At 73.0% G+C, this 19,299-nt stretch carries 20 protein-coding genes and 1 pseudogene; 15 read left to right on the top strand and 6 right to left on the bottom strand.

Annotated elements, in window-relative coordinates; genetic code table 11:
• The first annotated feature begins 60 nt into the window (after positions 1–60).
• Complete coding sequence (locus tag ACIA8R_RS37325) at positions 61–264, top strand: PLDc N-terminal domain-containing protein (protein ID WP_364090470.1); 204 nt, start codon at positions 61–63, stop codon at positions 262–264.
• Positions 265–289: 25 nt separating this feature from the next.
• Here ACIA8R_RS37325 and ACIA8R_RS37330 read toward each other — a convergent pair whose 3' ends face one another.
• The 3 genes from ACIA8R_RS37330 to ACIA8R_RS37340 all read right to left on the bottom strand — a co-directional run bounded on the left by ACIA8R_RS37330 (position 290) and on the right by ACIA8R_RS37340 (position 3,443).
• Positions 290–454 (bottom strand): hypothetical protein, encoded by a 165-nt coding sequence (locus ACIA8R_RS37330; protein WP_397042358.1) that lies wholly within the window; start codon positions 452–454, stop codon positions 290–292.
• 89 nt (positions 455–543) lie between these two features.
• Entirely contained in the window at positions 544–1,521 is a 978-nt protein-coding gene (locus ACIA8R_RS37335) for an aldo/keto reductase (RefSeq protein WP_357698365.1), read from the bottom strand.
• A gap of 86 nt (positions 1,522–1,607) precedes the next feature.
• Complete coding sequence (locus ACIA8R_RS37340; protein WP_364090461.1) at positions 1,608–3,443, bottom strand: hypothetical protein; 1,836 nt, start codon at positions 3,441–3,443, stop codon at positions 1,608–1,610.
• 210 nt (positions 3,444–3,653) lie between these two features.
• On the opposite strand from ACIA8R_RS37340, the gene ACIA8R_RS37345 reads away from it, so the two are divergent.
• Positions 3,654–4,121, top strand: a complete 468-nt coding sequence (locus tag ACIA8R_RS37345) for a GNAT family N-acetyltransferase (RefSeq protein WP_364090458.1) — start codon at positions 3,654–3,656, stop codon at positions 4,119–4,121.
• A 62-nt stretch (positions 4,122–4,183) separates the two neighbouring features.
• Here the strand turns inward: ACIA8R_RS37345 and ACIA8R_RS37350 are convergent, their stop codons facing one another.
• Positions 4,184–4,474 (bottom strand): hypothetical protein, encoded by a 291-nt coding sequence (locus ACIA8R_RS37350; protein WP_397042359.1) that lies wholly within the window; start codon positions 4,472–4,474, stop codon positions 4,184–4,186.
• Between the two features lie 214 nt (positions 4,475–4,688).
• Between ACIA8R_RS37350 and ACIA8R_RS37355 the strand changes: the two genes are divergently transcribed.
• Genes ACIA8R_RS37355 through ACIA8R_RS37390 form a run of 8 tightly spaced genes read left to right on the top strand, consistent with a single transcriptional unit; the run spans position 4,689 to position 14,999 of the window.
• Positions 4,689–5,999 carry an MFS transporter gene (locus ACIA8R_RS37355; protein ID WP_397042360.1) on the top strand — a complete coding sequence of 437 codons (1,311 nt, stop codon included), beginning with the start codon at positions 4,689–4,691 and terminating at the stop codon, positions 5,997–5,999.
• A gap of 1 nt (position 6,000) precedes the next feature.
• Entirely contained in the window at positions 6,001–8,013 is a 2,013-nt protein-coding gene (locus tag ACIA8R_RS37360) for a molybdopterin oxidoreductase family protein (RefSeq protein ID WP_397042361.1), read from the top strand.
• Positions 8,010–9,404 carry an FAD-dependent oxidoreductase gene (locus tag ACIA8R_RS37365; RefSeq protein WP_397042362.1) on the top strand — a complete coding sequence of 465 codons (1,395 nt, stop codon included), beginning with the start codon at positions 8,010–8,012 and terminating at the stop codon, positions 9,402–9,404. The genes ACIA8R_RS37360 and ACIA8R_RS37365 overlap by 4 nt, the downstream gene beginning before the upstream one ends.
• On the top strand, positions 9,401–11,830 hold the full coding sequence (gene nirB, locus ACIA8R_RS37370) for a nitrite reductase large subunit NirB (RefSeq protein WP_397042363.1): 2,430 nt from the start codon (positions 9,401–9,403) through the stop codon (positions 11,828–11,830). Before ACIA8R_RS37365 ends, nirB begins: the two co-directional genes overlap by 4 nt.
• The gene (gene nirD / locus ACIA8R_RS37375) at positions 11,827–12,147 is read left to right on the top strand and encodes a nitrite reductase small subunit NirD (RefSeq protein WP_397042364.1); all 321 of its coding nucleotides are present in this window, start codon (positions 11,827–11,829) and stop codon (positions 12,145–12,147) included. The genes nirB and nirD overlap by 4 nt, the downstream gene beginning before the upstream one ends.
• 52 nt (positions 12,148–12,199) lie before the next feature.
• Positions 12,200–12,931, top strand: a complete 732-nt coding sequence (locus tag ACIA8R_RS37380; protein ID WP_397042365.1) for a class I SAM-dependent DNA methyltransferase — start codon at positions 12,200–12,202, stop codon at positions 12,929–12,931.
• Positions 12,931–13,914 carry an iron-containing redox enzyme family protein gene (locus tag ACIA8R_RS37385; RefSeq protein ID WP_397042366.1) on the top strand — a complete coding sequence of 328 codons (984 nt, stop codon included), beginning with the start codon at positions 12,931–12,933 and terminating at the stop codon, positions 13,912–13,914. Before ACIA8R_RS37380 ends, ACIA8R_RS37385 begins: the two co-directional genes overlap by 1 nt.
• On the top strand, positions 13,911–14,999 hold the full coding sequence (locus tag ACIA8R_RS37390) for a glycosyltransferase (protein WP_397042367.1): 1,089 nt from the start codon (positions 13,911–13,913) through the stop codon (positions 14,997–14,999). The genes ACIA8R_RS37385 and ACIA8R_RS37390 overlap by 4 nt, the downstream gene beginning before the upstream one ends.
• Here the strand turns inward: ACIA8R_RS37390 and ACIA8R_RS37395 are convergent.
• Positions 14,963–15,076 (bottom strand): annotated as a pseudogene (locus ACIA8R_RS37395) (hypothetical protein); the annotation flags it as partial. The gene ACIA8R_RS37390 and the pseudogene ACIA8R_RS37395 sit on opposite strands and share 37 nt — an antisense overlap.
• Before the next feature lie 356 nt (positions 15,077–15,432).
• Here ACIA8R_RS37395 and ACIA8R_RS37400 point away from each other — a divergent pair.
• The 3 genes from ACIA8R_RS37400 (at position 15,433) to ACIA8R_RS37410 (ending at position 17,044) form a co-directional block, all read left to right on the top strand.
• Positions 15,433–16,008 (top strand): nuclear transport factor 2 family protein, encoded by a 576-nt coding sequence (locus ACIA8R_RS37400; RefSeq protein WP_357698341.1) that lies wholly within the window; start codon positions 15,433–15,435, stop codon positions 16,006–16,008.
• 70 nt (positions 16,009–16,078) lie between these two features.
• Positions 16,079–16,360, top strand: coding sequence for a metal-sensitive transcriptional regulator (locus tag ACIA8R_RS37405; protein WP_352322745.1), 282 nt, complete (start codon positions 16,079–16,081; stop codon positions 16,358–16,360).
• Between the two features lie 42 nt (positions 16,361–16,402).
• A complete protein-coding gene (locus tag ACIA8R_RS37410) occupies positions 16,403–17,044 on the top strand; it encodes a class I SAM-dependent methyltransferase (RefSeq protein WP_357698339.1) in 642 nt (213 codons plus the stop codon).
• 202 nt (positions 17,045–17,246) lie between these two features.
• Here ACIA8R_RS37410 and ACIA8R_RS37415 read toward each other — a convergent pair whose 3' ends face one another.
• The gene (locus ACIA8R_RS37415) at positions 17,247–17,597 is read right to left on the bottom strand and encodes a hypothetical protein (RefSeq protein WP_397042368.1); all 351 of its coding nucleotides are present in this window, start codon (positions 17,595–17,597) and stop codon (positions 17,247–17,249) included.
• Positions 17,598–17,801: 204 nt separating this feature from the next.
• On the opposite strand from ACIA8R_RS37415, the gene ACIA8R_RS37420 reads away from it, so the two are divergent.
• Both ACIA8R_RS37420 and ACIA8R_RS37425 read left to right on the top strand, forming a co-directional pair.
• A complete protein-coding gene (locus tag ACIA8R_RS37420; protein WP_397042369.1) occupies positions 17,802–18,689 on the top strand; it encodes a hypothetical protein in 888 nt (295 codons plus the stop codon).
• Positions 18,690–18,886: 197 nt separating this feature from the next.
• Entirely contained in the window at positions 18,887–19,225 is a 339-nt protein-coding gene (locus ACIA8R_RS37425; RefSeq protein WP_364090425.1) for an NADH-quinone oxidoreductase subunit A, read from the top strand.
• Positions 19,226–19,299 lie beyond the last annotated feature (74 nt).

The following is a 19,299-nucleotide window of genomic DNA, read 5'->3' on the forward strand; positions in this document are numbered from 1 at the left end:
TCCCTTCAGAGTCCCTGCGAAGTCCCTTCAGAGAGGTCGATCGGAATGCGATGGAGTGACATGTCGAGGCGGCGACGGGCGATGCTGCTCGCGCTCGCCTCGGCGGAGCTGGTGCTCACCGGGGCCGCCGCCGCGGACCTGCGGCGCCGGCCGCAGCGGGAGATCCGCGGCTGGAAGGGCGTCTGGTGGCTGGGCATCTTCGTGCAGCCGTTCGGCCCCATCGCCTACCTGACGTACGGCAGGCGGAAGGGTCACGGGAGCTGACGGAAGCCGCCGTATCCGTTGGGGCTCATCCGCGGGTGTCCACCCACACGCTCACGGTCGTGTGCGCCGTGACCCCGGTGCAGGAGGTCTGCCCGGCCGGCACCCACGGGCCCACGATCGGGATCAGGCCGACCTCGGGCCGGCCCGTGGCCGGCGCGGCGCAGCCGGCGGTCCGTCTTCTCGCGTTCATGCGGGGCTCCTCGGAGGTGTGCGCGCGGCGAGAATTGCTTAGGAAAGTTTCCTAAACATTAGGCCCCGGAAAGCCGCACCGTCAACGGTTCACCACCGATCGTGGACCTGCGGCCGGATGAGCTCGTCGTAGACCGACCGCACGGCGTCCAGCGTCTCCCCGGGAAGCGGGCCGAGGTCGGCGGCGGAGGCGTTCGAACGCGCCTGGCCGGGGTTGCGCGCGCCGGGGATGACGACCGAGACGCCGGGCTGGTCGAGGATCCAGCGCAGTGCGAACCGGGCCATGGACGCGCCCTCGGGCACCAGCCCGGCCAGCCTGCGCACCGCCTCCAGCCCGGTGCCGAAGTCCACGCCGGAGAAGGTCTCGCCGACATCGAACGACTCGCCGCGCCGGTTGTAGGTGCGGTGGTCGTCGGGGGCGAACACGGTGTGCTCGTCGTAGCGGCCCGACAGCAGGCCGCTGGCCAGCGGGACACGCGCGATGACGCCCACCCCGGCCGCGCGGGCGGCGGGCAGGACCCGCTCCAGCGGCTTGAGCCGGAAGGCGTTGAGGATGATCTGCACGGTGGCCACGCCCGGCCTGGCGATGGCGGTCAGCGCCTCCTCGCAGGTCTCCACGCTGACGCCGTACGCCGCGATCCTCTGCTCGGCGACGAGCGTGTCCAGGGCGTCGAAGACCGCGTCGGAGGAGTACACCGGGGTGGGCGGGCAGTGGAGCTGGACCAGGTCGAGGGTGTCCACGCCGAGGTTGCGCCGGGAGCGCTCGTTCCAGGCGCGGAAGTTGTCCAGCACGTAGTTGGACGGGACCTGCGCCACCCTGCGGCCCATCTTGGTGGCCACGGTGAGCCCGGGATGTGCCTTGGCGAAGCGGCCGACGATCTGCTCGCTGCGGCCGTCGCCGTAGACGTCGGCGGTGTCGACGAAGGTGACGCCCGCCTCCACGGCCGCCTCCAGGGTGGCGAACGCCTCGTCCTCGCTCACCTCGCCCCAGTCGGCGCCGAGCTGCCACGCGCCGAGGCCCACGACGCCGACCTGGCGTCCCGTACGTCCGAGTGTGCGATGTTCCATGCTGTTTGTCCGTTCGTCTGGTTGCTGCGACCAGTGTCCCGGACAGTGAGGTCCGGGCGCGCCGCGGGGGCGCGCCCGGCTCGCCTTCAGCGGGGCCGGTAGCTGCAGCGCACGCCCGTGTGCACGGTGGCCCGCAGCTCCTCGCCCAGCGCCTGGTCGGCGGAGGAGACGCGGGAGATCGCCCGCCTGATCGCCTTCCCGACGGCGATCCGCGCACGTTCCTCCGTGCCCGTGAACGGCCGCGCCCGCCCGCCGATCCCGGTCGCCGCCGACAGCTCGGCCACCAGCCACTCGCGCTCCAGCCGCAGCGCGGCGGCCCGCTCGATGTCGTTCATCGCCTCCAGTTCGTCGATCTCCTCCTGCAACTCGCTCAGCCGCTGCCGGTAGGTCTCCCTGGCCAGGTCGTCCAGCACCGGCTGCGCCGAGGCGGGCTCGCTCTCCTGCGCCGGCGCGCCCGCGGCCAGGTCGGCGGCGAGGATCTCCCGCCCCGGATTGGCGATCAGGGTCGCCAGGTGACCCATGCCGACGCTGTGCTCGACCACCACCAGCCGCCCGCCGTGCTCGACCTGCCAGTGCCGTCCGTGCCTGCGCAGCCGGAACGCCCCGTGCGCCCCGGTCGCCCGGCCGACCACGGCGGGCAGCACCATGCCGAGGTCCCTGGCCTCCTGCGCGGCGGTGCTCTGGGCGGCCCGCGCCGTCCTGTCCTGCGGCCCGTCGCGCAGCGCGAGCGCCTGCCCGAGCCGCCAGCGCGACAGCGTCGCGGCGGGCCAGTGGCCGAGCGCGAGATCGGCCCGTACGGCCTCCGCCAGGTGCCCGGCGGCCCGGTCCACGTCACCGGTCGTGAGCGCGGCCATGCCGAGGCTGTGCTGCACCGAGCCGAGGCAGAGCACGCCCAGGCTGGCCACCACCGGCAGAGCGGCGAACGGCAGCAGCAGCGCGTACGCCTCGGCGGCGACGGCGGCGTCCTGGAGCAGGTGGGCGGTCTCGACGACGCAGTACATCGAGAACAGCCACGTGCTCGACCTCGGCAGGTCGGCCAGGTCCCGGCCGCGCAGCCGGGCCAGGTGGCCGGCCGCCGCCCTGCGGTCGCCCGAGGTGGCCGCGGACAGCGCGAGGCCCGCCAGGTAGGAGTTGTCGACCGGGCTGAGCGTGGGCGAGCTGACCAGGTCGGCCAGCACCGGCAGCAGCTCGGCCGTGCGGCCCTGGTACCAGCGGATGGCGGCGATCTGGCCGCCGTACCAGCCGGTGGCGTCCATGTCGCCGGCCTTGAGGCCACGCTCGAAGCAGTCGCCGGCCATCTTCTCCGCCTGGTCGAACAGGCCCGCCCTGATGGCCAGCATCACCCTGATCACGTCCGTCACGAACCCGACCGCCAGGTGGTCGTGCTCGGCCAGCAGGCCCTGCAACTCCTCCAGGCAGCGTCCGGCGTGCGGGTCGGCGGCCAGGTAGAGGTCGACCGTCCGCCACAGCAGGCCCATCAGCAGGTCGCCCCTGCGCCCGGTGACCGCCGCCTGGCCGATCAGCTCCCTGGCCAGCTCCAGCCGCGCCGGCCCGTGCTCCGGGCCGAGCAGGCAGTGGTGGGCCAGGCTCAGCGCCTCGGCCAGCGCCGCCGGCTCGCCCGCGCTCCTGGCCCGCTCGACCAGCCGCAGGATCTCCTCGTGTTCGCCCGCGCTGTAGTCCTCCTCCCCGCTCATCCTGATCCGCAGCCGCAGCGCCAGCGGCGAGTACGGGTCGACCAGCGACAACGCGTGCCGCTGGCGCGCCCGCACCATCTCCGACTCCGCGCACGTGCGGTGCTCCTGCACCCACACCCCGCCCAGGCCGACCGCGGCCCTGGCCAGGGCCGGCACGTCGCCGCACGACTCGGCCTGCCGGTAGGCCGAGTCGAACCAGCGCCTGGCGGTCTGCAGATCCCCGTTCACGTACAAAGCGCGCTCACCGAGCACGAGCGCGAGCCTGATGTCCGGACACGAGGGCAGGCGAACCCTCAGCTCCTCTAAAACGCCCACGGTTTCCGTCCCCATTCGGTCATCCGGGCTGAGCTTCCAGACGGTCCCCCGAATACCGTTCTGCTGTAACGACGTGCGGGGGCGGTGGACGGTTCAACCGAATGCGCTGGTTACCCTGTGCGCATGATTCGCCCCGCCACCCCAGAAGACGTCCCGGCCGTCGTGAGCATGATCCGTGAGCTGGCCGCGTACGAGAACGCCGTCCACGAGGTCCGCGTGACCGAGGACATGCTGCGCGACTCGCTGTTCGGCGAGCGGCCCGCCGCGTTCGCCCACATGGCGGAGGAGAACGGCGAGCCCGTCGGCTTCACGATCTGGTTCCTGACCTACTCCACCTGGCGCGGCGTGCACGGCATCTACATGGAGGACCTGTACGTGCGCCCCGAGCACCGGGGCGGCGGCCACGGCCGCGCGCTGATGGCGGAGCTGGCGAGGATCTGCGCCGAACGCGGCTACCAGCGCCTGGAGTGGTCGGTGCTCGACTGGAACGAGCCGTCCATCGCCTTCTACGACAAGCTCGGCGCCGTGCGGCAGGACGAGTGGCTGAAGTACCGGCTGACCGACGAGCCGCTGGAACGGCTGTCGCGCTGAGCCCGCCGGCGGCCAGGCGTGCCGCGCAGGTCGCCCCCCGGCATGACCTGCGCGGCCTCCCGTCACACGCCGACGTGCGACCTGGACCGCTGGCCCTGGGCGCTGTCGAACATCTCGGTGCCCTGCTCTTCGAGGTCCTTGTGGGTCTCCTCGATCCGCAGCGCGACGCCCATCGCGAAGAACGTGGGCGCCCACTCGCCGATGAAGATCCCCCACCGGTCGGCGCGGTCGAGGCCCGCGCCCTCGTTGTTCTTGGAGATCATCCAGGAACAGAAGGACAGGCCGATGGACGCCAGCCCCGCGGCGTACATGTGGCCTGACTTGATCCCCATCTGGTGCAGCTTCTTGATCATTATTTCCCCCTTTGCCATGAGTGCTGTTACCCCGGGGAAGACCGCGTAACCAGCGAGAACTGCGTTCATGTCCGGCATGTTTCGCAGGTGACGGTTGTGCGCGCCTTGTTACAGCGGTGAATCACCTGTAACCGGCACACCGCCGGCGGCTGCCGGAACGCGTAACGCGCCCTTCCTACCGTGGTGCTCCCGACGCCGAGCGGAGGAGAGAGTGATGGCGCGCTGGATCACCGAGTGGCACCCCGACGACCCGGCCTTCTGGGAGCGGACCGGCAGGCACGTCGCCCGGCGCAACCTGGTCTTCTCCATCGTGGCCGAGCATCTCGGGTTCACCGTCTGGACCCTGTGGAGCGTCGTGGCCACCAGGATGGGCGCCTACGACTTCTCCACCGACCAGCTCTTCTGGCTCGTCGCGCTGCCGAACCTGGTCGGGTCGGCGCTGCGGGTGCCCTACACGTTCGGGCCCGGCCGGTTCGGCGGGCGCGACTTCACCGTGGCCGGCGCGGTGCTGCTGCTGGTCCCGGCCGTGCTGCTCGGGGTGGCGGTGAACGATCCCGGGACGCCGTACTGGCTGTTCCTGGTGATCGCGGCGCTGGCGGGGGTGGGCGGCGGCAACTTCGCCTCCAGCATGGCCAACATCACCTACTTCTACCCGCGTGGCCGGCAGGGGCTGGCGCTCGGGCTGAACGCGGCGGGCGGCAACGTCGGGGTCAGCTCGGTGCAGCTCGTCGTGCCGCTGGTGATCGGCTCGCTGGGACTGGCCGCCGCCGGGTGGTTCTGGATCCCGTTCATCGTGGTGGCCGCGGCCTGCGCGTGGTTCTTCATGGACAACCTGGCCGGCGCCAGGGCCGAGCCGCGCGAGCAGCTCGCGGTGGCCGGACGGGCGCAGACCTGGATCATGTCCTTCCTGTACGTCGGCACGTTCGGGTCGTTCATCGGCTACTCGACGGCGTTCCCGCTGCTGAGCAAGAGCCTGTTCCCCGATGCGCCGTACGCGGCGGTGGCGTTCGCCGGGCCGTTGCTCGGCTCGCTGGTCAGGCCGGTGGGCGGCTGGCTGGCCGACCGGCTCGGCGGCGCGCCGGTGACGCAGTGGAACTTCGCGGCCATGGGCGCCGGGGTGCTGCTGGTGTGGCTCGCCAGCGCCTCCGGCGGCTTCTGGCTGTTCTTCCTGGCCTTCCAGCTGCTGTTCCTCACCGCGGGCATCGGCAACGGCTCGACGTACCGGATGATCCCGGCGATCTTCCAGGCCAAGGCGGTCGCCGAGCGCGGCACCGGCGAGGAGGCCCTGCTGCACGGCAGACGTCAGGCCGCGGCGGCGATCGGCATCATCTCGGCGGTCGGCGCGCTCGGCGGGTTCCTCGTCAACCGGGCCTTCGGGATGGCCTACGCCGCGGCCGGCACCCCCGCACCGGCGTTCCTGGCCTTCGCCGCCTTCTACGCCGCCTGCCTGGCGCTGACCTGGTGGTGCTACAAGCGCACCGTCGGCGTCAAGGTCGTCGCCAACCTCGCCCACGCCCAGGTCTGACATGACCAGGACACACTGCCCCTACTGCGCGCTGCAGTGCGGCATGGAGATCGGGCCGGGGCTGGAGATCAGCCCCAGGACCGACATCCCGGCCAACGCCCCCGGCGCGCTGTGCCAGAAGGGATGGACGGCGGCCGAGCTGCTGACCAACGGCGAACGCCTGACGACGCCGCTGCTGCACGGCGAGCCGGTGGAGTGGGAGGCCGCCCTCGACCACGTCGCCGACCGGCTGGCCGGGATCCGCGCCGAGCACGGCCCCGACGCCGTGGCCGTGTTCGGCGGCGGCGGCCTGACCAACGAGAAGGCCTACCAGCTCGGCAAGTTCGCCCGGGTCGCGCTCGGCACCAGCCAGATCGACTACAACGGCCGCTTCTGCATGTCCTCGGCCGCCGCCGCCTCCATCCGCGCCTTCGGCCTGGACCGGGGCCTGCCGTTCCCGGTCACCGACCTGGACGACGCCGACGTCGTGCTGCTGGCCGGCGCGAACGTGGCCGAGACCATGCCGCCGCTGGTCCGCCACCTGTCGGGGCCGCGGCTGATCGTCGTCGATCCGCGCCGCACCCCGACCGCCGGGCTCGCCTGGCTGCACCTGCAACCCGCGCCCGGCACCGACCTGGCCCTCGCGCTCGGGCTGCTGCACCTGGCGATCGCCGACGACCTCGTGGACGCCGACTACGTGGCCGCCAGGACCACCGGGTTCGACGACGTGCGCACCTCGCTGGCCTCCTGGTGGCCCGAACGCGTCGAGCGGGTCACCGGGGTGCCGGTGCACCGGATGCGGCAGGCCGTCCGCGCGCTGGCCGCCGCCCGCAACGCCTACGTCCTGACCGGACGCGGCGCCGAACAGCACGCCAAGGGCACCGACACCGTCACCGCGTACGTCAACCTGGCCCTCGCGCTCGGGCTGCCCGGCCGGTACGGCTCCGGCTTCGGCTGCCTGACCGGCCAGGGCAACGGCCAGGGCGGCAGGGAGCACGGCCAGAAGGCCGACCAGCTCCCCGGGTACCGCAGGATCGACGACCCGGCCGCCCGCGCGCACGTCGCCGAGGTGTGGGGCGTGCGGGCCGAGGACCTGCCGGGGCCGGGGCGGTCGGCGTACGAGCTGCTGGACGCGCTCGGCACCCCGCGGGGGCCGCGGGCGCTGCTGCTGTTCGGGTCCAACCCGGTGGTCTCGGCTCCGGGGTCCGCGCGCGTCGGCGGCCGGATCGCCGGGCTGGACCTGCTGGTGGTGGCCGACGTGGTGCTGTCGGAGACCGCGGCGCGGGCCGACGTGGTGCTCCCGGTCACCCAGTGGGCCGAGGAGGACGGCACGATGACCAACCTGGAAGGCCGCGTGCTGCTCCGCCGCCGGGCCGTCGCGCCGCCGGAGGGCGTCCGCAGCGACCTGGACGTCGTCGCCGGGCTGGCCGCCAGGCTCGGGCACCGCTTCGACGCCGAGCCGGCCGCCGTCTTCGACGAGCTGCGCCGGGCCACCGCGGGCGGCGTCGCCGACTACTCCGGCATCACCTACGAGCGCATCGCCGCCGAGACGGGCGTCTTCTGGCCCTGCCCGTCCGCCGGCCACCCCGGCACGCCCCGCCCGTTCCTGGACCGCTTCGCCCACCCGGACGGCCGCGCCAGGTTCGTCCCGGTCGAGCACCGGCCCGCGGCGGAGGAGCCCGACCAGGACTACCCGGTGTACCTGAGCACCGGCCGGATCCTGTCCCACTACCAGAGCGGCGCCCAGACCCGCCGGATCGCGTCGCTGGTGCGGGCCGCCCCCGAGCCGTTCGTGGAGCTGCATCCCGACCTGGCCGAGCAGCTCGGCGTCGCCGCGGGCGACCTGGTGCGGGTCAGCAGCCGCCGGGGCCACAGCAGGGCGGTGGCCAGGATCAGCGACGCCATCAGGCGCGACACCGTGTTCATGCCCTTCCACTGGGAGGGCGCCAACCGGCTCACCAACCCGGCGCTCGACCCGGTCTCCGGGATGCCGGAGTTCAAGGTCTGCGCGGTCAGGGTGGAGAGGGACTCATGAGGCTCGTCGTCGTGGGGAACGGAATGGCCGGGTCGCGCCTGGTCAGCGAGGTGCGGGCGCGCGACCCGCGGATGCGGGTGACCGTGTTCGGGGCCGAGGCGGGGCCGCCGTACAACCGGGTGCTGCTGTCGGACGTGCTGGCCGGCGGTTCGCGCCCCGACCAGGTGCGCCTGCTCGACCCGTCCTGGTACGCCGCGCACGCCGTCGAGGCCGTGCCCGGCGCGGAGGTCGTCCGCGTCGACCGGGACACCAGGCACGTGGTGACCGCGGACGGGCGGCGCGAGCCGTACGACGTGCTGGTCCTGGCCACCGGCAGCGAGGCGGTCGTGCCGCCGCTCCCCGGCGCGGGGCGGGCCGTCCCGTTCCGCACGCTGGAGGACTGCGAGCGGATCATGGAGGCCGCCGGGCGGGCGCGCCGGGCGGCCGTCGTCGGCGGCGGGCTGCTCGGCGTCGAGGCCGCCCGCGGCCTGGCCGGGCGCGGCCTGCCGGTCACGCTGCTGCACCTGGCCGGGCACCTGATGGAACGCCAGCTCGACGCCGAGGCGGGCCAGGTGCTGGGCGAGACCCTGGCCGGGCTCGGCGTGGCGACCCGAACCGGCGTCAGCGCGGCCGCGGTCGAGCCGGACGGCGTCCGGCTGGCCGACGGCGAGCTGGTCGAGGCCGACCTGGTCGTCCTGGCCTGCGGCGTGCGCCCGGTCACCGGGCTCGCCGCCGAGGCGGGGCTGGAGGTGCGGCGCGGCGTCGTCGTGGACGACGAGCTGCGCACCGACGACCCCTCGATCTTCGCCATAGGCGAGTGCGCCGAGCACCACGGCACGGTGTACGGCCTGGTCGCCCCCGCCTGGGAGCAGGCCGCCGTGGCCGCCGAGGTGATCACCGGCGGCAAGGCCCGCTACCGCGGCTCCCGGCTGGTCACCAGGCTCAAGGCCGAGAGCGTCGAGCTGGCCGCCATGGGCGAGACGCACCTCGGCGAGGAGCACGCCGAGGTGGTGCGCTTCAGCCACCGCGCCCGCGGCACCTACCGCAAGCTCGTCATCCGCGACGGGCGGCTGGTGGGCGCGATCCTGCTGGGCGAGAGCGACGCCGTCGGCACCCTCACCCAGCTCTTCGACCGCGGCGGCCCGGTGCCCGGCGACCGCGCGGGGCTGCTGTTCCCGGGCCTGTCCTCGGCGCCGGTCGCCGGCAGCCCGGTGCTGATGCCGGACGCCGCCGTGGTCTGCCGGTGCAACGACGTGACCAAGGGACGCATCCGGGCGTGCTGGGAGGCCGGCGCCCGCGACGTGGCCGGGGTGGCCGCCGCCACCAGGGCCACCACCGGCTGCGGCACCTGCCGCGACGCCGTGGAGGGCATCGTCGGCTGGCTGTGTGAGCAGGAAGGAGTTCCGGTATGAGGAGGATCGTCGTCGTCGGGTACGGCCCGGCCGCGCACCGCTTCGTGGAGACCCTGGCGAGCCGGGGCTTCGACGGACGGGTCACCGTCATCGGGGAGGAGCCGCGCCCGGCCTACGACCGGGTGGCGCTGACCTCGTACCTGTCGGGGACCAGCGTGGCCGACCTCACCTATCCGGTGCCCGGCGGGACCGTGACCAGGCTGGGCAGCCGGGCCGTGGCCGTCGACCGGGAGGCGCGGACGGTGACCGTCGAGGGCGGGCCCGCCGAGCCGTACGACGTGCTCGTGCTGGCCACCGGGTCGGCGCCGTTCGTGCCGCCGGTGCCCGGACGCGAGCACGCCCACGTCTACCGCACCATCGAAGACCTGGACGCCATCCGCGCGGCGGCCGCCGACGCGGCCGAAGGCGTCGTGGTCGGCGGCGGCCTGCTCGGTCTGGAGGCGGCCGACGCGCTGCGGACGCTCGGTCTGCGGACGCACATCGTCGAGATGAGCCCCTGGCTGATGCCGCGCCAGGTGGACGAGGGCGGCGGCGCGGTGCTCAGGGGCCACGTCGAGGCCCTCGGGCTGGGCGTGCACGCCGGCGCGGGCGTCCGGGAGGTCGTCACCGGCCCGGACGGCCGGGTCGCCGGGCTGCGCACGCCGGACGGCACGCTGATCGAGGCCCAGGTGGTGGTGTTCTCGGCGGGCGTCAGGCCGCGCGACGAGCTGGCCAGGGCGTTCGGGCTGGAGGTGGGCGAGCGGGGCGGCATCGTGGTGGACGCCGGGATGCGCACCTCCGACCCGTCGATCTACGCGATCGGGGAGTGCGCGCTGGCCGGCGGCATGGTCTACGGCCTGGCCGGGCCGTGCAACACGATGGCCGAGGTGGCCGCCGACCGGATCACGGGCGGGACGTCCTCGTTCGCGGGCGCGGACCTGTCCACCAGGCTCAAGCTGCTCGGCGTCGAGGTCGCCCAGTTCGGCGCGATGGACGGCGCCCTCGACGTCACCTACATGGACCCGGTGGCCGGGGTCTACAAGAAGCTGTTCATCAGCGACGACGCCCGGACCCTGCTCGGCGGCATCTGCGTGGGGGACGCGGGGCCGTACGCGGCGTTGCGGCCGTTCGTCGGCAAGCCGTTGCCCGCGCCGCCCTCCGACCTGCTGTTCAGCGGCTCGGGGGCGCGGCTCGACCTGCCCGACGACGCCCAGGTCTGCTCGTGCAACAACGTGTGCGCGGGGGACGTCCGGCACGCCGTCACCGGCCTGGGCGTGACCGACGTGCCGGGGCTCAAGGCGTGCACGCGGGCGGGCACCACGTGCGGGAGCTGCGTGCCGATGCTCAGGCAGTTGCTGGAGAGCTCCGGCGTCGAGGTCGGCAAGGCGCTGTGCGAGCACTTCGCGTTCTCGCGGGCCGAGCTGTTCGACATCGTCCGGGTACGGAAGATCACGACGTTCTCCCGGCTCGTCACCGAGCACGGGCAGGGACGCGGCTGCGACGTCTGCAAGCCGGCCGTGGCCTCGATCCTGGCCTCGCTGCACAACGGGCACGTGCTGGACGGCGAACGGGCCGCGTTGCAGGACACCAACGACGCCTTCCTCGCCAACATCCAGAAGAACGGCACGTACTCGGTCGTCCCGCGCATCCCGGGCGGCGAGATCACGCCGGACAAGCTCATCGTGATCGGCGAGGTCGCCCGCGACTTCGGGCTCTACACGAAGATCACCGGCGGGCAGCGCATCGACCTGTTCGGCGCCCGCGTGGAGCAGCTCCCGGACATCTGGCGGCGGCTCGTGGACGTCGGCTTCGAGTCCGGCCACGCCTACGGCAAGGCCCTGCGCACGGTGAAGTCCTGCGTGGGCTCCACCTGGTGCCGCTACGGCGTCCAGGACGCGGTCGGCCTGGCCATCGCCCTGGAGCTGCGCTACCGCGGCCTGCGCTCGCCGCACAAGCTCAAGTCGGCCGTGTCCGGCTGCGCCCGCGAGTGCGCCGAGGCCAGATCGAAGGACTTCGGCGTCATCGCCACCGAGCAAGGCTGGAACCTGTACGTCGGCGGCAACGGCGGCTTCCGTCCCCGCCACGCCGACCTGCTGGCCACCGACCTGAGCACCGACGACCTGATCAGGACCGTCGACCGGTTCCTGATGTTCTACGTCCGCACCGCCGACCGGCTGCAACGCACCGCCGCCTGGCTGGAGACGCTGGACGGCGGCCTCGACCACCTACGGAAGGTGATCATGGAAGACTCGCTCGGCATCTGCGCCGACCTCGACGCCCAGATGGAACAGCACGTCGCCACGTACGCCGACGAGTGGGCGGCGACCCTGGACGACCCGGAGAAGCTGGGCAGGTTCGTCAGCTTCGTCAACGCCCCCGGCGTGCCCGACCCGTCGATCGTGTTCGCCGCCGAGCGCGGCCAGATCAGGCCGGTGACGGCCCGATGAGCTGGACCGCGGTCTGCGAGTACGCGGCCCTGCTGCCGGAGCGCGGCGTCTGCGCGCTGGTCGCCGGCCGGCAGGTGGCGCTGTTCCGCACCCACGACGGGCACGTGCACGCCCTGGACAACCTCGACCCGTTCAGCGGCGCGTACGTGCTCTCGCGCGGCATCGTCGGCACCAGGCGGGGCGAGCCCACCGTGGCCTCGCCGCTGCACAAGCAGGTCTTCTCGCTGGTGTCGGGGACCTGCCTGGACGAGGAGGCCGTCCAGGTGCCCGTGTACGCCGTACGGGTGGCGGGCGGGCGGGTGGAGGTCAGCGTTTAGCCGATCAGGACACGGGCATTGACCTGCTGAAACACGGGGACAGGGGGTGTGCGTGGCCTACGACCCCTCCGCCTACGGGCGCCGGATCGCCGACATCTACGACGCCACGGTGACGGAGCTGCCGACCGGCGACGCCGTCGAGCGGCTGGCCGCGCTGGCCGACGGCGGCCCGGTGCTGGAGTTCGGCATCGGCACCGGACGGCTGGCGCTCCCGCTGGCCGCCCGCGGCCTGACCGTCGCCGGGATCGACGCCTCTCCGGAGATGACGCGCGAGCTGCGCGCCAAACCCGGCGGCGAGGCCGTCCCCGTGACGGTGGGCGACTTCTCGACCGTGCGGGTCGAGGGCTCGTACGGGCTGGTGGTGCTGGCGATCAACACGATCTTCGCGCTGCCCACCCAGGAGGCGCAGGTCAACTGCTTCGCCAACGCGGCGCGGCATCTGCGCGCGGGCGGGCGGTTCGTGGTCGAGGCGTGGGTGCCCGATCCGGCCGCCTTCCGCGACGGCTCGGCCCTGCGGCTGCTGTCGCTGGCGCAGGACGTCGTCCTCGTCGAGGCGGCCACCCTCGCCCCCGCCACCCAGCACATGCGCACCACCCGCGTACGGCTGACGGACCAGGGCGTGCGGCTACTGCCCGCCGACCACCGCTACGCCTGGCCGTGCGAGCTCGACCTGATGGCCAGGCTGGCCGGGATGGCCCTGGAACACCGCTGGGCCGACTGGATCGGCACCCCGTTCACCGACGAGAGCCGCGCGCACGTCTCCGTCTACCGCAAGGCCGCGTGATGCGCCTGCCGCCCGCGCGTGGCCCGCTCACCGACCTGCTCTTCGACCGGCTCGCCCGGCCGCCCGCGACGCTGCCCGAGCCGCCCGCCCCCGCCGATGACGAGGATCTCCAGCTCGCCCTGTTCGCCTGCTACGAGCTGCACTACCAGGGCTTCGACGAGGTCGACGACCGCTGGGAGTGGGAGCCGTCGCTGCTGCGCCTGCGCGGCCTGCTGGAGGGCCGCTTCGAGCGGGAGCTGGCCGAGGCCGTGCCGCGTCCCGGGCCGGTGCCGCCCGGCGAGGTGCGGCGCGCGCTCACCGCGATGACCGCCGAGGACGAGGACGAGCCGTCGGTCTCCCTGTTCCTCCAGCGCGAGGCCGGGATCGAGACCTTCCGCGAGTTCGTCGTCCACCGCTCGATCTACCACCTGAAGGAGGCCGACCCGCACACCTGGGCGATCCCGCGCCTGCGCGGCCGGTCCAAGGCCGCCCTGGTGGAGATCCAGGCCGACGAGTACGGCGGGGGCCGCCACGAGCGCATGCACTGCGAGCTGTTCGGCCACACCATGCGCGGCCTCGGCCTCGACGACTCCTACGGCGCGTACCTGCCGAGGGTGCCGGCGGTCACGCTGGCCGTCAGCAACGCCATGTCGCTGTTCGGGCTGCACCGGCGGCTGCGCGGCGCGCTGGTCGGACATCTGGCCGCGATCGAGATGACCTCGTCGCTGCCCAACCGCCGCTACGCCATGGGCCTGCGCCGGCTGGGCGGCGACGCGGCGACGGCCCGCTTCTTCGAGGAGCACGTGCAGGCGGACGCCGTCCACGAGCAGATCGCCGCGGGCGACCTGTGCGGCGGCTTCGCGTCCGCCTGCCCCGCCCTGACCGGCGACGTCCTGTACGGCGCCGCCTGCGCCCTGGCCCTCGAACGCCGCTGGGCCGGGCACGTGCTCGACCGCTGGGAACGCGGCGCCTCCTCCCTGCTCGACCGGCCGGTGCCCGCGTGATCGACCTCGACTACGTGATCCCGCTGCGCTGGCAGGACGACTCCGGCCTCGACGAGCTGACCGGATACCTGCGCGCCCTCGCCCCGCATGTACGCGTGACCGTGGTGGACGGCAGCCCGCCCCAGCTGTACGCCCGGCACGCCCGCCGATGGCGCTGCCTGGTCCGGCACGTCGGCCCGGCGGCCGGACTGTCCTTCGCCAACGGCAAGGTCAACGGCGTGACGACCGGGCTGCGGCTGGCCCGGGGCGACCGCGTCGTGATCGCCGACGACGACGTGCGCTACGACCTGGCCGCCCTGGCCGAGACGCACGCCCTGCTCGCCGACGCCGAGCTGGTCAGGCCGCAGAACTACTTCGACCCCGCCCCCTGGCACGCCCGCTGGGACACCGCCCGCACCCTGCTCAACCGGGCGTTCGGCGCCGACTACCCGGGCACGTTCGGCGTCCGGCGGTCGTTCTTCCTGGCCATGGGCGGCTACGACGGCGACGTGTTGTTCGAGAACCTGGAGCTCGTCCGCACCGTGCGCGCCCACGGCGGCCGCGAGCTGCGACCGCCCGGCCTGTACGTCCGCCGCCTGCCGTGCGACGCGCGGCGGTTCTGGTCGCAGCGGGTGCGGCAGGCCTACGACGACCTCGCGCAGCCGGTGCGGCTGGCGTCCTTCCTGGCGGTGCTGCCCGCGCTGGCCCTGGTACGCAGGCCGCTGCCGCTGCTGGCCGCCGCCGGGGCCGCCGTCGGGCTGGCCGAGGCCGGGCGGCGGCGGGCCGGAGGGAGGCGCGTCTTCCCCGCCTCGGCCTCGCTGTTCGCGCCGGTGTGGGTGCTGGAGCGGGCGGTGTGCTCCTGGCTGGCGGTGGGCGCGGCGTGCACGGGCGGCGTGCCGTACGCGGGAGGCAGGCTCGCTCGGGCCGCCCACTCGGCGCGGTGGCTGCGCGAGCGGGCTCAGGAGCCGGCGGGCGGGTCGGGCTCGCTGGACGCCTGGAAGCCGACGGACTTGTGCGAACCATCGCAGAACGGCTTGGTCGACGATCGGCCGCACCGGCACAGCGCGACCGTGGCCCTTCCCGGGTCGATCGGCTCGCCGTCCTGAGTCAGCAGCTCGAAGGAGCCCCGGATCAGCAGCGGTCCGTCCGCACAGGGCGTGACGGTGGTCGTCGGCTCGTCCATCGCCGTCACCTGCCCCGCCGACCGGCCGGCTACACGGCCCCGACCGGTGGAAAGACGTGCGGGGAACGGTGAGCCGCAGGCAGGACGCACCGCCGCCCGGACCGGACGCTGGCGCAGCGTTCGGCGTCCTCGCGCTGGGGCAGTGGCTCGGGGTTCGCCTGTGTTGGCCGCACTGGAGGGACGCTATAGGCGGGCCTTCCCCGTCCGGTCTCGGCGCGGCAACGATCGTGGCTCTGAACGATCACACCAATGACAGTGAAGCGTGACCGTGAGTAATACCGGCCCGAGGTAAAGGGGTCGTGCGGAGTGCCTAAACCGGGCATTCGGTGACGACTGGCGCGGGCATCAACCCGGCCATGAGCAAGATTTTTCAGCGCAGGGCACTCCTGCTGGCCGCTGTCGTCCCCGTCGTCCTGGTCGCGGGCTGCTCCTCGGGGAGCAACACGCAGGCGATGAAGGGCGAGGCCAGCCCGGCGACGCCGACCGAGACCATGATGACGCCCACCGAGACCGGCATGGAGTCGCCGACCGCGACCGAGACCACCACCGAGACCGCCACGCCGACGGGCACCGCGCCGGCCGCCACCCAGCCGCGCGCCGCCGTCCAGAACTACTTCAACGCCCTGAAGTCCGGGGACGTGAACCAGATCGTGAAGTCGTTCACCGACGACGCCGTGGTGGCCATGGACGGGGAGGCGACGGCCACGGGCGCGCAGGCCATCCGCACCGTGTTCCAGCAGAAGCTCCAGGACGGCAACGACGTGAAGAACGCCACGCACACCATCGACGAGACGCGCAACATGGGGAGCCAGGACGCCTTCGCGCGCTCGACCAGCAAGCAGGGCGACACCAACTACCGCGAGTTCTTCGTGCTCACGCACCAGGGCAGCCAGTGGCTGATCTCGCGCTTCATGAACAACCAGGGCGGCTGACGGGTCTCGCTCGGAATACGGTAGGGGGGTACCGTGTTGCGGTCGGTGTAGCGAGCGAGAGGACCGGGAGATGGCCGGGTACACCGACGGCAAGCAGGACCACCTCCGGCGGCTGCGCCGGATCGAGGGCCAGGCGCGGGGCATCCAGCGCATGGTGGAGGACGACAAGTACTGCATCGACATCCTGACCCAGGTGTCGGCGACGACCAGCGCGTTGCAGTCGTTCGCGCTGTCGCTGCTGGAGGAGCACATGGCGCATTGTGTGGTCGAGGCGGCGCGCAAGGGCGGGGCCGAGGCGGAGGCCAAGGTCAAGGAGGCGGCCGACGCCATCGCCCGCCTCGTCCGTTCGTGACGGCCCGCGCGGCCTTCCCGGGGGCGGGTTAGCTTGGGGGACGTGCAGGATCTCTCGCGGTTCCAGAATCCCCGCTTCGCCCAGGCGTACGAGCGCATGAGCGCCGAGTCGGAGCGGCGCGGCGCGGCCGAGCACCGGCGGCGCCTGCTGGCCGGGCTGGGCGGCCGGGTGCTGGAGCTCGGTGCGGGCAACGGGATGAACTTCGCGCACTACCCGGCCACGGTGCGCGAGGTGGTGGCCGTCGAGCCCGAGGACCGGCTGCGTGAGCTGGCCGGCCGGGCCGCGGCCGGTGCGCCGGTGCCCGTGCGGGTCGTGGCCGGGCATGACGCGGACCTGCGGTTCGAGGACGCCTCCTTCGACGCCGTGGTGCTCTCGCTGGTGCTGTGCTCGGTGCCGGACCAGCGGGTGACGCTCGGCGAGGTGTCCAGGGTGCTCAGGCCCGGGGGTGAGGTGCGGTTCTACGAGCACGTGCGCTCCTCGCGGGCCGCCGGCGCGCTGGTGCAGGATCTCGTGACGCCGCTGTGGCGGCGGATGGCCGGCGGGTGCCGGCTCAACCGCGACACCGAGCGCGCCATGACCGACTGCGGCCTGGTGGTCGAGGAGCGCGAACGGTTCGCCTTCCGGCCGTTGCCGTTGTCGCCGAGTATGCCGCACATTCTGGGACGCGCCAGAAAACCGGCTTGACCGGCCGATCCGAACCTGCGCCAAAAAACCGGCTTGACCAGCCGATCCGAACCTGCGGCAAAAGCCGGTTTGACCGGTTGTCTGGCCGGCCCGAATCTGCGGCACATTCCGGGACGTACCGGAAAACCCGCTTGACCGGCCGGTTCCGTCGCGGTGGCTTTGGCGATAAATCGGGAAATATGGGCTTTTGTTGTTGTGCGCGTTATTGTGCTGCGGTGTCGCCGGGGATGCGCGGAGTGATGCGACGCTGATCCACCAACGCCAGATAGACCGCGAACGCCCCTTGCGCCCACATCCCGGCCTGCTGCGCGGTCAGCCGGACCTCCTCGCCCTCATGCGTGACGATCAGATAACCGCCCGGCGCGCGTCGCCAGGCCACCAATACGTTCTCGTAAACCAGAACGTCGAGCATCGCGGTCAGATATTCGCCTCCGGTGGCGGACACGGCGTAAGCCTCCTCGCTCCTCGCCGAATTCTCGCCCTGATTCGTGCTGACTCCATTGTGCTCGCCGTACCAGAAATTGTCGCACCCGACTGGCAGGGTTTCCGGCATGCACGCCGTCTCCGTTCCCGGCTTCCGCCGGCACACCGTCTCAGGCCTCCACGTCGCCGAGGGCGGTGAGGGGCCGCCCGTCCTGGTCACTTCCTGCCCGAGTCCCAGCCGGAGGCCGTGGCCGAGGCGATCGGCGAGCTGCTCCTCTGATCGGCGGGTGGAACCTGGCGGGGCCGGGCGGTGTATGGGGTGCGGAGGTGCACGATGACGAGAGCTCTGGCCGTACCGATGGTTGCGGCCGTTGTGCCGACCGTCCGGCTGTCCGTCGTGTCGGCGGTTCGGGTGGTCGCCGTGGTGGCTGTTGTGCTGGCCGCTCTGGCGGCGTCCGTCCGGTGGGAGGCTCCGGCCTTCGCGTCCGTACGCGGGGGATGGGCGGTGACCTACCTCGATCCGCCGCCGACGGTGTTCGCGGGCGGGACTCCGTACACGGTGGGGTTCTGGGTGTTGCAGCACGGCACGCATCCGTACGTGGGCAGGCTCGACCCCGTCGGCCTGCGCCTCACCCGTGCCGACGGCAGGACCGTCACCTTCCCCGGCACCCCGCTCCCGGAGGCCGGCCACTACGCCACCTCGGTGGTCGTGCCGGACGGGGTGTGGAAGGTGACGGGCGTCCAGGGCTGGTTCGAGCCTTATGCGGTGGGGACGCTCACGGTTCCGGGGCGGCTGGTGGTCGACCCGGTGCCGCCGGACAGGGTGGCGACGTTCGGCGGGGGAGGGGAGGACCCTTGGGGCGCGGTCCGGCCACCGGGGTTCCCTGCGGGCAAGACCGCGCCCGTGTTGACGAGGGGCGAGGCGGAGGCCGAAGGAAGCGCGACCACCGGGGGCCCGTCCGGGCAGGTTCCGTCCGGGCAGGTTCCGTCCGTGGAGGCTCCGGGCGCCGGGGCTGCGGGGCGTGAGGGGTCGGCCGGTGGGGTTCTGGGGGGTGAGGTTCCGGCGTACGCGCTGCTGCCGGCGGCGGTGGGCGGCGCCTTGGTGATGCTCTTGGCGTTACGCCTGCCTCGTCCGGTGGGCAGGTCCCGCCGTCCCGGTTCGAATGCTGAGGATCCTCCCGGTGCGGATGGCTCGACGGAGACCCTCACCATCGGACGCTGACCTCGACCTCGACCTCGACCCCGGCTCCGGTCGGCGGGCTGCGCCGGGTGCGGGCGCGCTCGCCGAGGGGCCGTCGTGTTTGGGCTGGTGAGGGGGGTGTTCGTAGGTGGATGTCGGTCGTGGGGAAGGTGGTTCTCGGTTGCTACGGTGATGAGCAGGTTGTTCTGATCTTCGGGGCTCTGCGGCAGGTGAGAGCGGTGGGCGCTGTGCTGGGGCTCGTGGCGCTGCTCGCCGCCGGGGTCGCCGGAGTGTATCTGGCCTCCCTGGTCCTGTCGCCTCGGGGAGTCGTGCGGGTGGGGCCGTTCCTGTCCGGGGCGCGGGCGCGGGAGCACGCCGTCTCGCGCTTCCACGTCCGCTGGTACGCCATGACGCTGGTCTTCCTGGCCTTCGACATGGAGATGGTCTTCATGTACCCGTGGGCGCTCGTGGTGGCCGAGGTGGGGGTCCCGGCGGTGGTGGAGATGTTCGCCTTCCTGGGGCTCCTCCTGGTCGGGGTGCTGTACGCGTGGCGGGAAGGGGCGTTCCGGTGGGCCTGAGGGGGTGGCTCCTTCGGCAGGCGGCGCTTCGGCCCCGGGTGCTCGTCGTCGCCTCCCCGTACGGGACGTGGGCG

The sequence above is a fragment of the Nonomuraea sp. NPDC051191 genome (assembly GCF_044455665.1).
Classification (GTDB): Bacteria; Actinomycetota; Actinomycetes; order Streptosporangiales; family Streptosporangiaceae; genus Nonomuraea.

Coding starts and splice junctions, on each gene's coding strand:
- ACIA8R_RS37325 (WP_364090470.1), top strand. CDS start 61: ATGTCGAGGCGGCGACGGGCGATGCTGCTCGCGCTCGCCTCGGCGGAG.
- ACIA8R_RS37330 (WP_397042358.1), bottom strand. CDS start 454: ATGAACGCGAGAAGACGGACCGCCGGCTGCGCCGCGCCGGCCACGGGC.
- ACIA8R_RS37335 (WP_357698365.1), bottom strand. CDS start 1,521: ATGGAACATCGCACACTCGGACGTACGGGACGCCAGGTCGGCGTCGTG.
- ACIA8R_RS37345 (WP_364090458.1), top strand. CDS start 3,654: ATGATTCGCCCCGCCACCCCAGAAGACGTCCCGGCCGTCGTGAGCATG.
- ACIA8R_RS37350 (WP_397042359.1), bottom strand. CDS start 4,474: ATGATCAAGAAGCTGCACCAGATGGGGATCAAGTCAGGCCACATGTAC.
- ACIA8R_RS37355 (WP_397042360.1), top strand. CDS start 4,689: ATGGCGCGCTGGATCACCGAGTGGCACCCCGACGACCCGGCCTTCTGG.
- ACIA8R_RS37360 (WP_397042361.1), top strand. CDS start 6,001: ATGACCAGGACACACTGCCCCTACTGCGCGCTGCAGTGCGGCATGGAG.
- ACIA8R_RS37365 (WP_397042362.1), top strand. CDS start 8,010: ATGAGGCTCGTCGTCGTGGGGAACGGAATGGCCGGGTCGCGCCTGGTC.
- nirB (WP_397042363.1), top strand. CDS start 9,401: ATGAGGAGGATCGTCGTCGTCGGGTACGGCCCGGCCGCGCACCGCTTC.
- nirD (WP_397042364.1), top strand. CDS start 11,827: ATGAGCTGGACCGCGGTCTGCGAGTACGCGGCCCTGCTGCCGGAGCGC.
- ACIA8R_RS37385 (WP_397042366.1), top strand. CDS start 12,931: ATGCGCCTGCCGCCCGCGCGTGGCCCGCTCACCGACCTGCTCTTCGAC.
- ACIA8R_RS37400 (WP_357698341.1), top strand. CDS start 15,433: ATGAGCAAGATTTTTCAGCGCAGGGCACTCCTGCTGGCCGCTGTCGTC.
- ACIA8R_RS37405 (WP_352322745.1), top strand. CDS start 16,079: ATGGCCGGGTACACCGACGGCAAGCAGGACCACCTCCGGCGGCTGCGC.
- ACIA8R_RS37415 (WP_397042368.1), bottom strand. CDS start 17,597: ATGCCGGAAACCCTGCCAGTCGGGTGCGACAATTTCTGGTACGGCGAG.
- ACIA8R_RS37420 (WP_397042369.1), top strand. CDS start 17,802: ATGACGAGAGCTCTGGCCGTACCGATGGTTGCGGCCGTTGTGCCGACC.